The organism is Alkalihalobacillus pseudalcaliphilus (assembly GCF_028610675.1).
Classification (GTDB): domain Bacteria; phylum Bacillota; class Bacilli; order Bacillales; family Bacillaceae_D; genus Alkalihalobacillus; species Alkalihalobacillus pseudalcaliphilus.
Window position 1 is genome coordinate 461,199 of sequence record NZ_JAQQWS010000001.1, and the last position, 18,035, is coordinate 479,233.

At 34.4% G+C, this 18,035-nt stretch carries 16 protein-coding genes; 7 read left to right on the forward strand and 9 right to left on the reverse strand.

What is annotated here, in order from left to right:
- Positions 1 to 12 precede the first annotated feature (12 nt).
- Complete coding sequence (locus PQ479_RS02235) at positions 13 to 591, forward strand: YdhK family protein (RefSeq protein WP_053070422.1); 579 nt, start codon at positions 13 to 15, stop codon at positions 589 to 591.
- Positions 592 to 657: 66 nt separating this feature from the next.
- Here PQ479_RS02235 and PQ479_RS02240 read toward each other — a convergent pair whose 3' ends face one another.
- From PQ479_RS02240 to PQ479_RS02250, 3 genes are all read right to left on the reverse strand, one after another.
- On the reverse strand, positions 658 to 1,050 hold the full coding sequence (locus PQ479_RS02240; RefSeq protein WP_047989219.1) for a GNAT family N-acetyltransferase: 393 nt from the start codon (positions 1,048 to 1,050) through the stop codon (positions 658 to 660).
- Between the two features lie 279 nt (positions 1,051 to 1,329).
- Positions 1,330 to 2,460: a tyrosine-type recombinase/integrase gene (locus PQ479_RS02245; protein ID WP_047989218.1), complete on the reverse strand. Its 1,131-nt coding sequence runs from the start codon at positions 2,458 to 2,460 to the stop codon at positions 1,330 to 1,332.
- Positions 2,461 to 2,608: 148 nt separating this feature from the next.
- Positions 2,609 to 3,463, reverse strand: coding sequence for an SDR family oxidoreductase (locus tag PQ479_RS02250; protein ID WP_047989217.1), 855 nt, complete (start codon positions 3,461 to 3,463; stop codon positions 2,609 to 2,611).
- 608 nt (positions 3,464 to 4,071) lie between these two features.
- Here PQ479_RS02250 and PQ479_RS02255 point away from each other — a divergent pair.
- From PQ479_RS02255 to PQ479_RS02270, 4 genes are all read left to right on the forward strand, one after another.
- Positions 4,072 to 4,485: a CoA-binding protein gene (locus PQ479_RS02255; RefSeq protein ID WP_047989216.1), complete on the forward strand. Its 414-nt coding sequence runs from the start codon at positions 4,072 to 4,074 to the stop codon at positions 4,483 to 4,485.
- Positions 4,486 to 4,678: 193 nt separating this feature from the next.
- Positions 4,679 to 6,652 carry a DNA topoisomerase IV subunit B gene (gene parE, locus PQ479_RS02260; RefSeq protein WP_273716738.1) on the forward strand — a complete coding sequence of 658 codons (1,974 nt, stop codon included), beginning with the start codon at positions 4,679 to 4,681 and terminating at the stop codon, positions 6,650 to 6,652.
- Between the two features lie 3 nt (positions 6,653 to 6,655).
- A complete protein-coding gene (gene parC, locus PQ479_RS02265; RefSeq protein ID WP_047989214.1) occupies positions 6,656 to 9,085 on the forward strand; it encodes a DNA topoisomerase IV subunit A in 2,430 nt (809 codons plus the stop codon).
- 104 nt (positions 9,086 to 9,189) lie between these two features.
- Complete coding sequence (locus PQ479_RS02270; RefSeq protein ID WP_047989213.1) at positions 9,190 to 9,678, forward strand: hypothetical protein; 489 nt, start codon at positions 9,190 to 9,192, stop codon at positions 9,676 to 9,678.
- Positions 9,679 to 10,024: 346 nt separating this feature from the next.
- Here the strand turns inward: PQ479_RS02270 and ytvI are convergent, their stop codons facing one another.
- Positions 10,025 to 11,143: a sporulation integral membrane protein YtvI gene (ytvI, locus tag PQ479_RS02275; protein WP_047989212.1), complete on the reverse strand. Its 1,119-nt coding sequence runs from the start codon at positions 11,141 to 11,143 to the stop codon at positions 10,025 to 10,027.
- Between the two features lie 228 nt (positions 11,144 to 11,371).
- Here ytvI and PQ479_RS02280 point away from each other — a divergent pair, with 228 nt between their 5' ends.
- Positions 11,372 to 11,722 carry a hypothetical protein gene (locus tag PQ479_RS02280; protein ID WP_047989211.1) on the forward strand — a complete coding sequence of 117 codons (351 nt, stop codon included), beginning with the start codon at positions 11,372 to 11,374 and terminating at the stop codon, positions 11,720 to 11,722.
- Positions 11,723 to 12,231: 509 nt separating this feature from the next.
- Here PQ479_RS02280 and xerS read toward each other — a convergent pair.
- The 5 genes from xerS to PQ479_RS02305 all read right to left on the reverse strand — a co-directional run bounded on the left by xerS (position 12,232) and on the right by PQ479_RS02305 (position 17,383).
- Complete coding sequence (xerS, locus tag PQ479_RS02285) at positions 12,232 to 13,305, reverse strand: tyrosine recombinase XerS (protein ID WP_047989210.1); 1,074 nt, start codon at positions 13,303 to 13,305, stop codon at positions 12,232 to 12,234.
- Positions 13,306 to 14,528: 1,223 nt separating this feature from the next.
- Positions 14,529 to 14,975, reverse strand: coding sequence for a GIY-YIG nuclease family protein (locus PQ479_RS02290; protein ID WP_047989209.1), 447 nt, complete (start codon positions 14,973 to 14,975; stop codon positions 14,529 to 14,531).
- 498 nt (positions 14,976 to 15,473) lie between these two features.
- A complete protein-coding gene (locus PQ479_RS02295; protein WP_047989208.1) occupies positions 15,474 to 15,653 on the reverse strand; it encodes a hypothetical protein in 180 nt (59 codons plus the stop codon).
- Between the two features lie 228 nt (positions 15,654 to 15,881).
- Positions 15,882 to 16,592 (reverse strand): S26 family signal peptidase, encoded by a 711-nt coding sequence (locus PQ479_RS02300; protein ID WP_047989207.1) that lies wholly within the window; start codon positions 16,590 to 16,592, stop codon positions 15,882 to 15,884.
- A gap of 314 nt (positions 16,593 to 16,906) precedes the next feature.
- Positions 16,907 to 17,383: a hypothetical protein gene (locus tag PQ479_RS02305; RefSeq protein WP_047989206.1), complete on the reverse strand. Its 477-nt coding sequence runs from the start codon at positions 17,381 to 17,383 to the stop codon at positions 16,907 to 16,909.
- Positions 17,384 to 17,641: 258 nt separating this feature from the next.
- Here PQ479_RS02305 and PQ479_RS02310 point away from each other — a divergent pair, with 258 nt between their 5' ends.
- Positions 17,642 to 17,974: a four-helix bundle copper-binding protein gene (locus PQ479_RS02310; protein ID WP_047989205.1), complete on the forward strand. Its 333-nt coding sequence runs from the start codon at positions 17,642 to 17,644 to the stop codon at positions 17,972 to 17,974.
- Positions 17,975 to 18,035: the final 61 nt, after the last annotated feature.

Consider the following 18,035-nt stretch of genomic DNA (forward strand, 5'->3'; position numbering starts at 1 on the left):
GAATACACATATATGTCAATCAGAACAAAGGTAGCAATAGGCTTAATGACAGCAGGAGTCATATTTTCATTAACCGCATGCTCTAATGACGAAAACCAAGTGGAGCACAGTGGCGATACGGGCATGGACCATTCGGAGATGGATCACTCTCATATGGATCATTCTAGCTCGGGTGAAGTGTCAGACACCTTAAAAAATGCTGAAAGTCCTACATATGAAGTGGGCGATAAGGCATTTATCGAAGAGGGGCATATGGCTCAGATGAACGGTGTCGAGGTAACCATTGTAGGTGCCTATGATACGACGGTGTATGCCGTTTCCTACAATCCTACTGATGGTAGTGAAAGGGTAGAAAATCATGAATGGGTTATCCATGAAGAATTGGATACGGTTACTGAGAATCCTTTTGGAATAGGGGATGAAGTGCTCTTAGTCGCTTCTCATATGGAAGGAATGCAAGGTGCGTCGGCAGAAATTGATTCTGTACAACAAACAACTGTGTATATGGTTGATTTTAAGTCAGCCACCGATGGAAGTGACATTACTAATCACAAATGGGTTACGGAAAGTGAATTAACATCAGTAGAATAATAGGTAAAAGCTATGACTAAAATAAAATAAGACACAGCCTTTCCATAGCTGTGTCTGTTTAACATATTAGGATAAGTATAGCTCTCCACCACTACTGGCGTTAAAACCAGCGACGCGATAAAAATTCTCATTACCAGATCCAAATGTAACGGTTAAAATGAGTAAGCCAAATTGCTTGGCTTCTTCAATAAGTGCTTGAACAAGCAAAACGCCAATACCCCGATTTTGATAGTGTGGAGACACCATAATATCTTCTAAATAACCATGCTCAAGGCCCATTCCACATATGTATCCAAACGCAATTAATTGACCTTCCTCATTACGGACTCCTGCCCAAAAGTTGCAGCGTTCGAAAAGAGCAGGGTAATCCGAATCGCGGCGGCCCCAACCGATTTTTTCTCTTAAATCAGGTACTTCATGGTTTTCAATTGGCATGTTGATGACTACATCTATTTCCATAAAATCACCCCTCACGATTCTATTATATAGTAATTTAAAAGCTTGTGAAGCCCTAATTTGTAATCGCTTTCTTAAAGTATAGAGAGCGAAGGAAGTTGTCAATCCAATTAGTAAGAGTAGTTATGGTCCAACCAAGTTTTCTACTGATTGATTCATTACAAAGTATCTTTCCCTCCAGCTCGTTAAAACTAAATGGTCGATTATTTTCCCAATCCAAGCACATCTCTCATAACTTTCTAACCAACCCCATAATAATGAATGACTATATGGCCAACCTTTTCATTCGCTCTTCAACTGATTCATTTCATTATCAATTATTTTCCCCTCTTCAAAACGCAATGAGTCGATTGCTTTTTGGCGTGCTTGTTGCTGGACATGGGCATAGACTTGAGTCGTTGATACCGATTCATGACCTAATAAACTTTGCACAGTAAGAACATCTGTTCCATTTGCGACCAATTCAGTTGCAAAGCTATGCCTTAGTTTATGAGCACTAATTTGTTTAAAAGATAAAAACGAAAGAGAATGCTTGGCTTCATCTAATGTTCTCTTTAGCATTTTTTGTAGGGCACTAATAGAAACTCCGTTGACATATGTTTTTTTCGTGAAATCATAACCGAGTAAAAATAAATCACCGGCTGCTTGAGGGCGGTTTTTACTTGGTAAGGACTTTATATAAGTTTGCATAAACTGAACAGTTGCTCCCGATAGGGGGATGGACCTTTCTTTATTACCTTTTCCTTTAATCTTCAGTTGTTGCTGATGAAAGTCAATTTGTTTCATGGATAAATGAGCTAGTTCAGAAATACGTAAGCCGGTTGATATAAGTAAGTAAAAAACAATAAAATCGCGCTCTTTTAACTTATCTTCATAATAAGCTTTTCTTTTTGAATGATTCGGACGCTGCTTTAACCAAATGAGCAACGTTTTCAACTCAACATTTGTTAAGTAAACTGGCTCTGTTTTACCTATTTTCGGTCGTTGTACAGATAATACCGGGTTAACAGCCGTATCACCACGCTGAACTAAAAATTGGAACAATGACTGCAGGGCAGAGACTTTACGATTAACCGTTGTTGCTTCATTTTCGAGCTCTAAAGATAAATACCGAATATAATGCTCGATACCATCCTTTTCTAGCTCTAGGAAGTCTGCTAAAGTAATTTTCTCAGTTTGAAAGTTCTCTTCGGCCGTAACTCGCTCAATAAATTGAAAGAAAGCGAGGAAATCATAGATATAACGCTGCAATGTATGTTTAGAATATCCGAGTGATAACTTACTAAGCAAATATTCATGGATAAAAGGGGGAAGGTTGTCTATTTTTCGAAACGTTTGTAACGATGTATTAACGTCTTTAGACGGGTTGATTAACGCTAAATTTTTTTGATTAATTTTTGCAAATATCGACATCTTGTTCACCTCAACTCTATTTTAACGCAAAATTAACGTTCTGTGAAATAGTTATTTCATGGAACGTTAATTTTGAATTTACTTTCAATGTCGTAATAAAAAGGGTCATCTCATGCAAAAAAACAGACGTCTTCAAGGACATCTGTTTTTAACTATTATTCTCTACATGAACCTGCTTTTCACTCCATTGCCACAAGGCAGATGCACGTTCATCTGTTATTTGTTTGTGATTTAATGTTTTCTGTTTCTTTTTATAAAAAAAGGAGCCATTATCTGCACGGATAGTTCCTTCAGTGGCTAAAAAGATCGCGGTTTCAGCACCTTGTGCAGGTGTAAGAAAAAAGGGCTTTAAAAGTCGATGAATGAATTGACCAAAACCAGTTTCACGGTTAACACCTAGACTCGTTGAAACTGCACCAGGGTGTAAACTAAAAACACAAACATTTGTTCCGTTAACTTCTTTTACTAGCTGTTTCGTGAACAATAAGTTAGCTAATTTAGATTGAGCATATCCTTTTGCAACATTAAAAGAGCGATTCTCGAAAAAAGGATCATTTAAATCTAGATTTCCTGTTTTGTAAGCACCTGATGACACGTTGATAATTCGGGCTTCATCCGCTTTTTCTAAGTGAGGAAGAAGTAAACGTGTTAAGTAATAGTGACCAAGATGATTAACACCTAACATCATTTCGAATCCTTCTGATGTTTTTTCTTTCTTAATGGTTACAACACCAGCATTATTTATTAATCCATTCAAATACGGATAACGCTCTGTTACGTCTAGAGCAAATTGTTCAATGCTCGAGAGAGAACTCAAATCACAACGGAGACATTCTATCAAGCTTGAGCCACTTTCTTGAATCGCTATCCTCTTAGCTTCTTCTCCTTTTGACAGATTGCGACATGCCATGATTAAGTAGTAGCCTCTTTTTGCTAGTTCTATCGTCGTCGCTAATCCCATACCAGTATTGGCACCTGTTACGATGATATATCGTTGCTTCATAACATTCCTCCTTTAAGCGTCTATACCCATTCATTTACAAAAACACACTTTAAATTTTCTTATCTAACACACTTACACGAACGTAAGTTCCGTTCGTGACTTGCACGTTTATTCTGTTTACTTTATGATAAATGAGGGAAGATTTTAACAATGCGTCTAAAGCCTTACTAATTATTACGGAGAGAAGAAGGGATCTATTCTACTTATCACGAATAAGGAATTAAGATTACCTTCCATATAATACGCTCAGGCGAAGCCACATTCACTTCGCCACCAACAAAGATGAAAGTATGGTTTAGCTTTTAACTGTTGGCTTTTCGTTCAATTTGGTTTCGTTCTTTTCAATGTAAAAAATGTAAGATTGGTTTGTGAACTTGAGAATTTGTAGTAACCCAGCGGGCGAAAACATGCGGAGACTCCCGTGGGACGTAGTGGTAGAGCTGAGATCCAGCGGCATAGCCGATTAGCTCAGCGCCACCCCACAGGACATGGACCATGATTTTCGGTAGCGACGAGTAACGCTCTATGTTCGCATTTCCATATAAAAGTTGCATCAAATGAAAAAAAGCGGTACGCTAAAAAAACAAATCGAAAAAGGAGTCACTAACATGTCATTTACAAACCCTTCTGATCAAAAGATTAAAGAAATTTTACATACAAGTAAAACGATTGCAGTCGTAGGGTTATCTGATAAACCTGAAAGAACCTCCTATATGGTTACAGAAGCGATGCAAGCTGCTGGTTATACGATTATCCCTGTTAACCCTATGGCGACCGAGGTATTAGGTGAAAAATGTTATGCTTCACTAAAAGATATTAAAGAAGATGTCGATATAGTAAATATCTTCAGAAGAAGTGAATTTGTTTATGATTTGGCTAAAGAAGCCGTCGATTTAAAACCAAAAGTTTTCTGGACTCAACTAGATGTTTATGATGAAGAGGCAGCAGAATTATTGGAGGAACACGGAATTGTTACGATTATGAATCGTTGCATTAAAGTGGAGCATGCCAAATTCAAATAGGAAATGGCTTCACACCTCTTCCTTTACTGAAGAGGTGTTTTATTCATCTAATTCTGTTCAGATTCTTCTCTAGCATTTATGTGGAAGAATACTCTAAATGGCATGACTTGACGAAAATAAAAAGAGACCGTGCAATACTAATAGCAGTGGATATATTATGAGGAGTAACCGGTTGAAAGGAGTTTCTATCATAGTGGCAAATAAGAAGCAATTGGAATATAATGATGATTCCATTCAGGTGTTAGAAGGTTTAGAGGCAGTTCGAAAAAGACCAGGGATGTATATAGGTAGTACAGATGCACGGGGTCTGCATCATTTAGTTTATGAAATCGTCGATAACGCTGTTGATGAAGCATTAGCAGGTTATGGTTCATACATAAATGTTACCATTCATCCTGATAACAGTATTTCCGTTTCGGATGAAGGAAGAGGTATGCCAACTGGTATGCATAAGCTTGGCAAGCCAACTCCTGAGGTGATTTTCACCATATTACACGCTGGTGGAAAATTCGGACAAGGTGGGTATGCAACAAGTGGTGGTTTACACGGTGTAGGGGCCTCTGTTGTAAATGCTCTATCTGAATGGTTAGTGGTTGAAATCATGCGTGATGGTAAGCGCTATAAGCAACGCTTCGAAAATGGCGGTAAACCTGTCACGACGTTAGAAGTAATGGGGAATACACGTCGCTCAGGAACCGTTGTTCATTTCAAACCGGACCGAAGTATGTTTAGTACGACTACATATAATTTAGAAACACTAACTGAACGATTGCGCGAAGCTGCTTTTTTACTTAAAGGTATTAAGATTGAAATTGTCGATCTACGGGGGGAAACTTCCTCAGAATCCTTTGTATATGATACGGGTATTCAAGCTTTTGTTGATTATCTTAATGAGGATAAAGAGACATTATTGCCGGTTGTTTATTTTAATGGGGAGCACAACCAAATTGAAACAGAGTTTGCTTTTCAATTTAATGACGGTTACACGGAAAATGTCCTTTCGTTTGTTAATAATGTCCGTACAAAAGACGGTGGAACACATGAGCTAGGTGCTAAGGCGGCGATGACTAGAATTGTCAATGAATATGCACGGAAAGTGAAACTGCTCAAAGACAAAGACAAGAATTTAGATGGTTCAGATATTCGTGAAGGATTTACAGCGATTATCTCTATCCGAGTACCAGAAGCCATGCTCCAATTCGAAGGGCAAACCAAGAGTAAATTAGGTACACCTGAAGCACGCTCGGCTGTAGATAGTCTGATCGCAGAGAAGCTTTCGTATTTTCTCGAAGAAAACCCAGATATCGCCTCACAATTAATAAAGAAAGCAGTAAAAGCTGCTCAAGCTCGTGAAGCAGCAAGGAAAGCCCGCGAAGATGCACGCAATGGCAAAAAGAATAAACGTCGTGATGTGTTATTAAGCGGAAAATTGACTCCGGCACAATCGAAAAATCCACAAAGAAATGAATTATATCTTGTAGAGGGTGATTCAGCAGGAGGCTCTGCCAAACAAGGAAGAGATCGTAAATTTCAAGCGGTTTTACCGTTACGAGGAAAAGTAATTAACACGGAAAAAGCCAAAATTGATGATATTATGAAAAATGAAGAAATTAGAACGATCATTCATACCATTGGTGCTGGAGTCGGTGCAGATTTCACTTTAGAAGATGTCAATTATGATAAAGTTGTTATTATGACTGATGCCGATACAGATGGAGCCCATATTCAAGTACTATTACTTACTTTTTTCTATCGCTATATGAAACCACTTATTGAAGCAGGGAAAGTCTATATTGCCTTACCGCCTTTATATAAAGTAAGTCGAGGTTCCGGAAAAAAAGAGATCGTTGATTATGCTTGGGATGAAAGAGGTCTACAAGATTCGATTAAGAAGGTTGGACGCGGCTATATGTTGCAGCGTTATAAAGGACTTGGAGAGATGAACGCTACACAACTATGGGAAACGACGATGGATCCCGAAACTAGAACGCTTATTCGTGTAAAGATTGATGATGCGGCTCGTGCTGAAAAACGAGTGACAACATTAATGGGAGATAAAGTAGAGCCGCGAAGAAAGTGGATAGAATCTCATGTTGCATTCGGTCTTGAAGAGGAAACAAACATTTTAGAAAATGAAAATTTAGCGATTGTTGAAGAGGGGGAATAAGCGATGTCACAAACAGAACGTTACTTAGATCTACCCTTAGAAGAAGTAATTGGTGATCGCTTTGGTCGTTATAGTAAATATATTATTCAAGAACGTGCCTTACCAGATGCACGAGATGGATTGAAGCCGGTACAACGTAGAATTTTGTACGCGATGTTTAAGGATGGTAACACGGCTGATAAGCCTTTCCGTAAATCCGCTAAAACTGTTGGTAATGTTATCGGTAACTACCATCCCCATGGAGATTCATCCGTCTATGATGCGATGATTCGAATGAGTCAGGATTGGAAGGTTAGACAGTTATTAGTTGATATGCATGGTAATAACGGTTCAATTGACGGTGATCCACCTGCGGCGATGAGATATACAGAGGCACGCTTATCTAAAATTGCATCGATGCTCTTAAAGGATATCGATAAAGAGACCGTCGAATATATTCCTAACTTTGATGATTCGGAAATGGAGCCTGTTGTTTTACCGGCCATGTTCCCAAACCTGTTAGTTAATGGTTCTACCGGTATTTCAGCTGGTTACGCAACAGATATCCCACCTCATCATCTAGGCGAAATTATTGATGGCGTCATTATGCAAATGGAGAAACCTCAAACGACGTTAGAGGACTTAATGACAGTTATACAAGGACCTGATTTCCCTACAGGCGGTACTGTACAAGGCATTGAAGGTATTAAACAAGCTTATCAAACAGGTAAAGGAAAAATCGTTGTTCGTGCTAAATCAGAGGTTGAGGAAGTTCGTGGCGGACGACAACAAATTGTTATCACAGAAATCCCTTACGAAGTCGTCAAAGCTAACCTCGTCAAAAAGATGGATGAACTTCGTTTCGATAAAAAAGTCGATGGAATCGCAGAAGTTCGTGATGATACCGATCGAACTGGTCTTCGTATCGTTGTTGAGTTAAAAAAAGAGGCAGATGCGAACGCGATTTTACATTTCTTATTAAAAAATACGGACCTCCAAGTGACCTATAACTTTAATATGGTGGCCATCCATAACAAAACACCTAAATTAATGGGTTTACAACCACTTATTCAAGCTTATATTGACCACCAGAAGTCCGTATTAACAAAACGAGTTACTTATGATTTAGTTAAAGCAAAAGAACGACATCATATTGTCCAAGGCTTAATCCGGGCCATCTCTATTTTAGATGATGTCATTGCCACAATCCGTGCTTCTAAAGATAAAAAAGATGCCAAAACGAATCTAATTGAGAAATACCAATTCACAGATGCACAGGCTGAAGCGATCGTAACCTTACAGCTTTATCGTTTAACAAATACAGACATCACGACACTTGAAGAAGAAGCCGCGGAGCTAGAACGTCGTATTCATGAGTTAGAAGCGATATTAGCAAGTGAAAAGAAGTTAATAAATGTCATTAAAAAAGAGTTATTAGCTGTCAAAAAGCAGTTCTCAGATGCACGTCGTACTGTTATTGAGCATAAAATTGAGGACCTTAAAATTAATATGGAAGTATTAATTGCCTCTGAAGACGTGATGGTTTCTGTAACAGAAGAAGGCTATGTCAAACGTACGAGTATTCGTTCATATACCGCCTCAAATGGTGAAAATCCTGGAATGAAAGAGGGCGATCGTTTACTCTCAAAGCTTGAGATGAATACGACTGACACGTTATTACTTTTCACAAAACAAGGGAATTATTTGTATATTCCTGTTCATCAGCTTCCAGATATACGCTGGAAGGATAATGGCCAACATATTGCCAATATCGTCAGCATTGACCGGGATGATGAAGTGATTGAAGCGATGTGTGTACGTTCATTTGATCAAGAAGAAGAGTCGTTACTATTTGTGACAAAGCACGGAATGGTCAAACGGACACAGCTAGCTCTCTATCAGGCTCAACGTTATTCAAAACCTCTTATGGCACTCAAACTTAAAGCTGATGATGAATTAATAACGGTGATGAGAACAAAAGGAACAGGAGAATTATTCCTAGCTACACATCAAGGCTACGGGCTTTGGTTCAGTGAAGAAGAAGTGACTCTTGTAGGACAAAGAGCATCAGGTGTAAAAGGAATTAACTTAAAAGCAGATGATTATGTTGTCGATGCATCCATATTTACCCTTGATGAAAAGGTTGAATTTATTGTCTTTACGCATCGTGGGGCGGTAAAACGTATGTCAATTTCGGAATTTGATAAATCCTCTCGTGCTAAACGTGGCTTAGTCATGCTGAGAGAACTGAAATCAAATCCACACCGCTTAATCGGCTGCAAACGTGTTATGAATGCTACGGATCCATTCACCGTTGTTACAGAAAAAGGGATTACAGAAGAGGTCATAGCATCTTCATACCGTAACAGTGATCGTTATAGTAATGGTTCCTTTATTTTAGATATAGCAAAGGACGGAGCCGTTAAAACGGTATATGAAGAGGAAAAAGAATAAATAACAGATGAAAGCCAGTGAGTATAGGTGCTCACTGGTTTTTATAATTGATGAAGGGATTAATCGCCTATCATAGAATATATAAGAAAGAGGGGGGGATAAAGTTGAAAAAAGTCGTCTATAGTACTATTGCCTTTTGCTTTATTTTATCGGCCATCATCGTTATTGACTCATTAAAAGATGGACCTGTTTACGCAAAGGAAGTAACACCAGGCTATAATTGGGAGTTGTTCGCCTCCGAACCAGGAGATGACTATTTATTTCCTCACTTAGTAAAGGAACGCTTCTTGTGGGATAAAAGAACACAAGTTAGTGGGGTTAGGAATTACACGGAAGAATTTTATATGGATTGGTCAGCGGTTCCTATAGAAAATGACGAACTTGCCATCATTGCGATAGTAGATGGCTCAACGGTAGAGAAAATTATTTTCTACTCAAGTAAAGATTCAAATAAAACAATTGAGCTAGAAGTGTTAGATGAAAGGATTATAACCAACATCATATCTGAAGAATTCAACGCCAAACACCCGACCGTTGTTCTAAAGGATGGTACAAATGTAGAATTTCCTTATGAAAGAATGGATAGAGAATAGGTATCCTATAATTATATTATGTAAACTTAATTATTTGTTAGTATTTGAATTTGGTGTTTTACTATCACTTCTCGTTAAAAAGGTCATTTGAGCACCGATAGTAACCCTATTAGTTAATATTTTCATTGAGTTAACGACGGGTTTCATCTACTATGGAGCTTTTTCTATTTCATCGATATCATCCTGGAATATTATTTTTCCGATTACATCATGGGCAATAGCATGGATTGTATTGTCGCTCTAAAAAAGAGCTGTTACAATTAGCGAAAATGATTCATTGTTGAAAAGGTGTGATTGTATCTGAAAAAACGTAGCAATGAGTTTTTCTCATGCTACGTTTTTTATTTTAACTTGAAAATCCATCTCTAATAAATCTTCCAATATCATGTGTAACCTTAATATCATGCAAAATTATGATTAATACTAAGATAACGGGTCCGATAAATAAACCAATCGCACCAAATAATTGTAATCCTGCAAAGAAAGAAATTAAGACGGCAACAGGATTTAAATCTAAAGAGCTTGATAAGACTTTAGGCTCGAGTAGCTGTCTCACAATTACAATAATCGCATATAAAACGGCGAGACCAATCCCTAAGCTGACATCTCCTGCAATAAATAAGTAGATAAACCATGGAATTAAAATGGTTCCTGTACCTAAATAAGGGAGGAGTTCGGCTATACCTATAACGATCGATAATGTAAGTACATAATCAACACCTAATATCGTTAATCCAATCATAACAATAACAGTAGTCACAGCCATAATAATAACTTGTGCACGGATGAAGCCAAATAATCGATTTTTAATGGCTGCATTAAAATCCTTTGCTCGTAAGCGAATCTTATAAGGAATCGTTTTCTTAAAGAAACGTTGATATTGACTCCAGCTTTTACCCATAAAATAAATACTTAAAAGAAAGAATAAGAATGCAACAAAGAAGGTAGGTAGGCCGAGTAACAGGTGTGTAAAGCGATCAACAATACCTTGTCCTAATTGACCTAATGCTGTTCCAAGTTGTGCACCCATCTGTAAAATACTCTGTTTTAGAGCCTCTTGTTCCTCCATGCTGAAGCTGTTAAATATACCAAGTGCTTCTTGCCAAAAAGGGAAAATAACCGTGTTAAAGAAATTTTGGAAGCTAACGGCCGCCATTTCAATCCATTCTGGAAATTGCATAAAGAAGTTCCTGAAGCTATAAATAAGTAGAAATACAATACCTGTTATAATACTACTTATAATAAGGACGCCACCTAATAATCCAAATAAACTAGCAAAACCTGAAGAAAAACGAAGCTTCTCTTGCAAAAAACGAACAAATGGTTGTAAAAACCAAGCAAATAACGCAGCAAACCAGAATGGATAGGTGATCGAGAATGTTTTTAAAACTAACCAAGCAATAACAATTACAGCAATAATGAAAAGAACTGCACGTAATGCCATCCATGCATGATTACGTGTCATAAAATACTCCTTTCTTTCAATACGGTTACGTATGTTTGAATATATGGTTAAATATAACTATGTATATCTATTATATTCGATTCGTAGGAGAAAAGCACTTTTAATCAGACAGAGAGACAACTAAAAATTGTCAAACTGAGATGAACAAATCTCAAAAAAAGACATTCCCGATACATAGATGTATCATTATATGAAAATAATAGCCATAAAAATGGAGGTTCAACTTATATGATATACGAACAATTTTTAAAGGAAGTTGTGATTGATTTTAATTCGTTATTTGATGATTTTTGGGAACAACTCATACATGAACAATCTGTAGAAACCTTCGATCAATATTTCCAGCAAGTTACCAATGATTTGGAAATGGTAGAAGAATTATATACAGAAGCAGAAAGATTTGGCGTACAAACAGTGAAATTTCAACAAGATCTATATAAAGAAGTGAAAAATTTCCGCGGGCAAATCGATCATAAAATTAACGAACTAGAGATTCAAATATCAACCGGTGAAATTGAAAAAGAACACGTATTTAAAATCAAAACAACTCAAAATAAACTAAAACAAGCTTTAGCGTGAAATTATCACTATTTCATACATTTGATCTATTTCGTCTCAAAACTTTAAGTATACTTATCAAATGAGACTGAAATAGATTATTTTTAATTACTTCCGATAATATATATTATGTAAACTTTAAATTCAGAATTAAATCGTTAATAAGTTCCTATACCCTACTTGTGTCCGTTGAAGACATTCTTATGACAAAAATGAAGACATTGTTATGACATCCCCTAATTCTGTATATTTATACAGTGTTTTTTGAAGACAATCTTATGACATCTCGGAAATTAGGATAAAAATTATGATTTTTTTAAAGAATTCCTTATTGAAGACATTCTTAAGACGTTATTCCGAGCAAAACGCTAAATTGAAGACAATCTTATGACACTTTTCCGAGTAAAACGTCAAATTGAAGTCATTCTTATGACGTTTTTCCGTTTGAACAATTTCGATAAATTAGCTTTAAAAGAGTTATTTTACAACAAAAAAGTCACTTTTATATGAAGAAAGTGACTTTTTTGTTGCTATTCTTCTGGGATATCCATTTTTTCGACAGCTTCTTTTAGGTCTGTATCTTTAAGATGTGTATAAATCATGGTTGTTTGTACGGATGAATGCCCTAATTGCTTTCTTAATTTGGGTACATCATTAACTTCTAAATGATACTTAGTAGCAAAAGAATGCCTTAGTTTGTGTACCGATAATGCTGGCTTCCCAAAACCCATAGCATATTTCTCTACCAGTTTCTCTATTGCCCTAGGCGTAAGCCTCCTATTAGTCCCTCTTGGCCCCATAGCAGCCGATATAAAGAGTGCCTTATTCTTCTTATCTACATGGTATTTAGTTTCGCGTAAGGCCATATAAGCTTGCAAATCACTCATCGCCTGTGTACTAAAATAAACGTATTGCTCTTTATTTCCTTTTCTAATAACTCTTAAGGTACTTTTATTAAAATCGATATCAGTAATATCCAGATTAGCTATTTCTGATAACCTTAAACCTGACCCTAAAATTAATGAAATTATGGCAGTATCTCTTTCCCGGTTTTGTACATGGAAATTGTATTTTTTCTTATTATCCTTGTGTAATTCACCATAATCATGTGCTATAAACAACCTGAACTCACTGTATTCTTTCCCTTGTAGAATTTTCCCTTCCATTTTGTTTGCAATGGTTTCTTGATCGTTTTTTAAGTCATTGAACTCAATCTTAGCCATCACATTACGCTGTATATAAGGCTTTAAATCTTCCGTCTCAGCAGTGTTTTGAAGGTAATTAAATAAAGATTTCAAGGAAGATAATTTTCGGTTTACAGTTACATCTTTGTTACCTAATTGATGAACTAAGAATTTTAAATACGATTCAACTTGCCTAATTGTAAGCTTTTCTAGATTTTCTAAAGCAATTATTTTAGGATGCTCTTGAAGCAGCTCATCATTGAGCCAGGTAAAGAAGATTTTAAGGTCATGTACGTAGTTTAATAATGATGTTGAAGAAAGCCTCCTGGACTTATGGTCAATATATTCTTCAACATACCAAGGTAATTCAGCTAACATTTTATCCATTTTTATAAAGTTATTCTTGTTGGATTGACTCATTGTAAAGCTCCCCCTAATAAATAAAGATTATTACGTCAAAATCATATTTTACGTAATAATATCATACCTAATTCTAGATAACTACAAAAAGGGGTAGCGTCAGGAAAATGCGGATTTACAACGTTAAGGAAATTTTCAATATTAAAAAGCCTAATTTCTCAATTTAAAGTGAAGAAATTAGGCTTTCATTGCTCCATTAAAGCGCCCTTATATTGAATAAATTAAGTAGTGATTTCAGTTAGCATTATATAGAATTCATAAATTAAATAAGTAATCGAAGTAATCTGCATGACCTCTTATTAATTCAATTTCATATTTTAATGATATCCAAAAGAAACGGAATATCAGACCATCTTCATCCCCTCCACTAGTTGGTTTGTAATCCCACTCATCTTTATCTTCTGTTACTTTTATTTTAAAAAAAAATCTATTATGTATGGTTCCATCATCATTTTCCCAGAAATCTTCTTAAACTGAAGAAAGATTATTTTGCTTCATTTTTTTAAAAGCACTCTATTTTTTAAATAAGTATTAACATTCTAAAAAGGAATATTGTGTCATTACTATTATAAAATAAACACTTAGATCTTGTCTGAAAATGCCAATGATTCTTGTTCTTTAATATAAACATGCATTATGATAGACCTTACTTTAATTTTTAACTAAAACCTATTGTATATGAAAAAAATAAAAATAATACGATTAACCAAATGTACATCAATGATTTCTTAATTAATTATAAAAAAGCGTTCACTAATAAGGAACACTTTAGCATGCTGCTACCTAACGTTTGATTTTTCTCAATTAGAGAAATTTGTTTATGTAATATATAATACGGTCCCCATAAACATTTTCACTAAAGTTAAAGTATTCAAGATTGCAGCTTAAATAAATATCTCACTAGATTATTATTTGTTCCAACAGGCAAAATGAATATTTAGAGTTCCAATTAATTGAAATACCAAATTAGACATCCCTCTTCAAAAGAATGGAATGTTTTATAATAGTAGAACTTATATATAGATTGATAGAAAATTTAATCCTTTTTCTACTTCAAACTCTTTGTTAAAATAAATCTTTTGCTTCTCCTTTTGCTGAATGAGCATTCAGCTTTTTTGCCAATAATGTCTAGAATTATCAATCAAGGCCTATTTATCCTTTCTAACGTTAGACAAACAAATTTAGAATAGAGACGAGAACATATGGTAATTAAAGAATGAATTTTACCATCTTTTTCTGATCCATCTTCCTTTTGCAGTATCCCAATTATCTAACTTATCTTGATTATACAATTTCTCTTTATCGCTATAAGTTTTGAGCCAACTCTTTTCAAAACTTATTAATTGTGAGTTATTACAATAGGTTAATATTTTTAATACAAAACTATTTTTTCCATAATTTTTAAAGTCTTCGTTTATTTCAGAGTAACTATGTTTTCCAGATTTCATGGATAAAGCATGGTTTTTTAACCTACCAAAAATATGACTAGAGCGACCTACAAAACAACGATTAGATTCAATGTTTTGAAACACATATATGCCTATTAAATCTTGTGTATCAATTCTATATTTTTCTTTTCCTAACTCCCAAACATCATCAAAAGAAAATGATTGATTAAAATTCTTTATTTCCCATTCAGTAAAATTTTTTCTCGTTGTTTTCATCCCCATTTTACTAAGTACTCCCTTCTCTTTTGTCTCTTTTCGTTTAAAGATATTCCATTACATTTAATAATACTTTCACCTCCTCATATAAGAATCTTCTAACTTAAAAGTTCTGTTGCTGGTTGCTTTTCATCTTGTCTTTGAGAGATGAATTGCAACTAAATTAAGATACTTCATCAACTCAAACTGCTCCAATATTGACCAGGCCGTTTAACTGTAATTATAAACATGGATTTTAGTTTTCTGCTTCTCTATAAAAGTTTTAGGGATCCATCCCGTTTAATCTTGATGATATTTCGGTTTGATAAAACCAGATATTTATGATCTAAAATTAAGGAAAAATAAGTATCGTCCTAAATAATATTCACAATTAAAAATAATTACATTTATTGTAATATTTGGTAGTATTTTGTGTGTCCATAAAAAAATACCACCTGAATATGATAATTCGGTGTATTTTTATTAAGTTCTTGCTATTACATGAAAATAATAATATTGAGGCTTTTATTCATCAAAAAGTTTACTTGACAAACCTTGATCCATATCATCTAGATAATCAACTAGTTTCTTTAATCCTTTTGCAGCATGTACCTTCGTGTAAAGTTCGTCATGAATTAGGTAATCCAGGATATTCAAAACTTTTAGTTTTAATTCTACAATTGTATATTTGTCATTTACATCCATAACAAATAGTCCTCCAAAATTTCTTATATATTATAGTCTGTGCTATTATTCACATAATATTAAGTAATAGTATTGTACTTTCAAACCATTAATTATTTTTTAAAACTTAAAGTGAACCTCAGTACGTAATTTATACTATCGATATTTTGATATTACAATTTATTATTTTGGGATTTTTCTACAAAAAAGCTCTTACTATTTAGCTAATTAGCCAATTTTATATTTTGATTATTTTAATATTCCTTTTACTCTTCCTAAGATAGTTATAGTATCTATTATGCCGGAGTTACCTCTATGCCAATTATCGCTTATTACATATACTTCATTATTTGAGACTACTTTATCTTCAAAATTTGTTTCATATATCTCTTTAATACTACTTGAGTTATACTCATAACCATTTTCATCAGCATAAGATAAGAATTCTTCAATATTCATACCAAGGATATGAACTTTTCCATAGAATGTGTCGAGAGGTCTATTATTAATAAATAATTGACCATTATCCATTTTGACTGTTTCGTTGGGTAACCCTACTACACGACCTAAACTTTGATATTCATCATTTTCTTTATAGTAAAGTATATCTCCTCTGGAAATCATGCCGGAGTCGATGTTTTCAATTATTATTTTTTGATTAAAGAATCTCATGTTGATTCTATCCATATTATCAGATTTATAGTATAGGACCATATCATTTTGCTGTTTATCAGTGTAACTTATTTTTTCTAAGGTAGAATTGTCCAAAATAGCTTTAGATGTACTATTTCCATTAAAAATTTGATAATCAGAAGGTAAATTTGACAAAAGAATAATAAACAATATTGGGATACTAATTAAAGTAAATACTACTTTTTTATTTCCTTCAGAAAATGTTTTGTTCATAAAAACAGCTTTCATCATTGACTTCTTCAATTTTTTCAGAACTTTATTTTCCATTTTTATCAACTCCTTTAGATTTAGTATGAAACATACTTTTCACATTTTTTAATCTAGATTTTAAAGTATTAATATTAATTCCCGTAATTACCGATATTTGACTTAATGTAAACTCTTCAAAATAATACTCTATACTTCACTGAAAATGTTGGCAGGCATATAGATTTAAGCAATTTCCCTTCCTGTCATCATTATAGAATCTTCTTCTAATACATAACCAAACACCGATTTAATAATAAAAGGAATACTCCATTAGAACATTCATTCTTACTCAAAAACACAAATAATCTATTAAATTCAAATTACTTTATCTATTATGACAGAGAACATATAGCATTTTTGTTTATACTTTTCAACAAACAATCCAGATCTTTTTTATTCCCATTAAAAAATAGACTAGAACCATTATCTAAAGAATGCATTAATACTTTATTGTTTCGTAATAATTGAAAGTCAAAAATATTTGTGGGTACCCCTTGGGAATTAGTCTCTAAAATGATACTCTTTAGACTATTATGTATCCTGTAATAGCTAGAGCGCATTCCTAATTCAATCGATTTATCGTAAATTTTATACGGTTCCAGTAACTTTTGACCTTTCGTACTTACTTGAAACTCTTCTGATACGTATACATCACCTGGCCAATATTTTACTATTAATAGATCCGCGCTCTGTAAAAAATACAAAACTAATGAATCCCAGTTCTTTTTGTTCTTTTTATTTCTTACCTGTTCTTGACTAGTCCCAATATATGGGTTACTTAAATCTAAGTAATATGAAAAACCCTCCATGTTAATCGCCTCCAATTATAAATATTTTACCAAATATTAACTGAATTGTATTATATCCATTATGATTACTTTTGCGTTTACTTATTTAACATTTTTAATGTCTTTGAAAAATAATTGAAGTTGCCATTCGTTTATCTCCATAAACTGTGTTTTTTACAATTATGTGCAGAATTTAAGGACTTTTTAATATGTTGAATTTGAAAAAGTGATGATGGGTATCACCTTAATGTACGGAAAAAATTAAAAGAGGTGTTATCTATGTTAACTCAGAGCCAATATCAAGAATGTTTGGAAGCTTGTTTAACTTGTATGGAAAAATGTAATACTTGTTTTGATGCATGTTTAGATGAAGACAATGTGAAAATGATGGCTGCCTGTATCCGATTGGATCGTGAATGTGCGGATATTTGTAGCTTCACTGCAAGAGCAATTCAGACAAATAGTCCTATATTAAAAGAAGTTATAAAATTATGTGTAGAGATTTGTCAAGCGTGTGGAGATGAATGTGGTAGACATAACCATGAACATTGTCAAAACTGTGCGGATGCCTGCTATCATTGTGCAGAAGTTTGTCGCAAAATAATTGCATAATATAGCTATTTAAAGATAGCACGTCATTTGATGGCGTGTTTTTTCTTTTTGTTTGCAATCT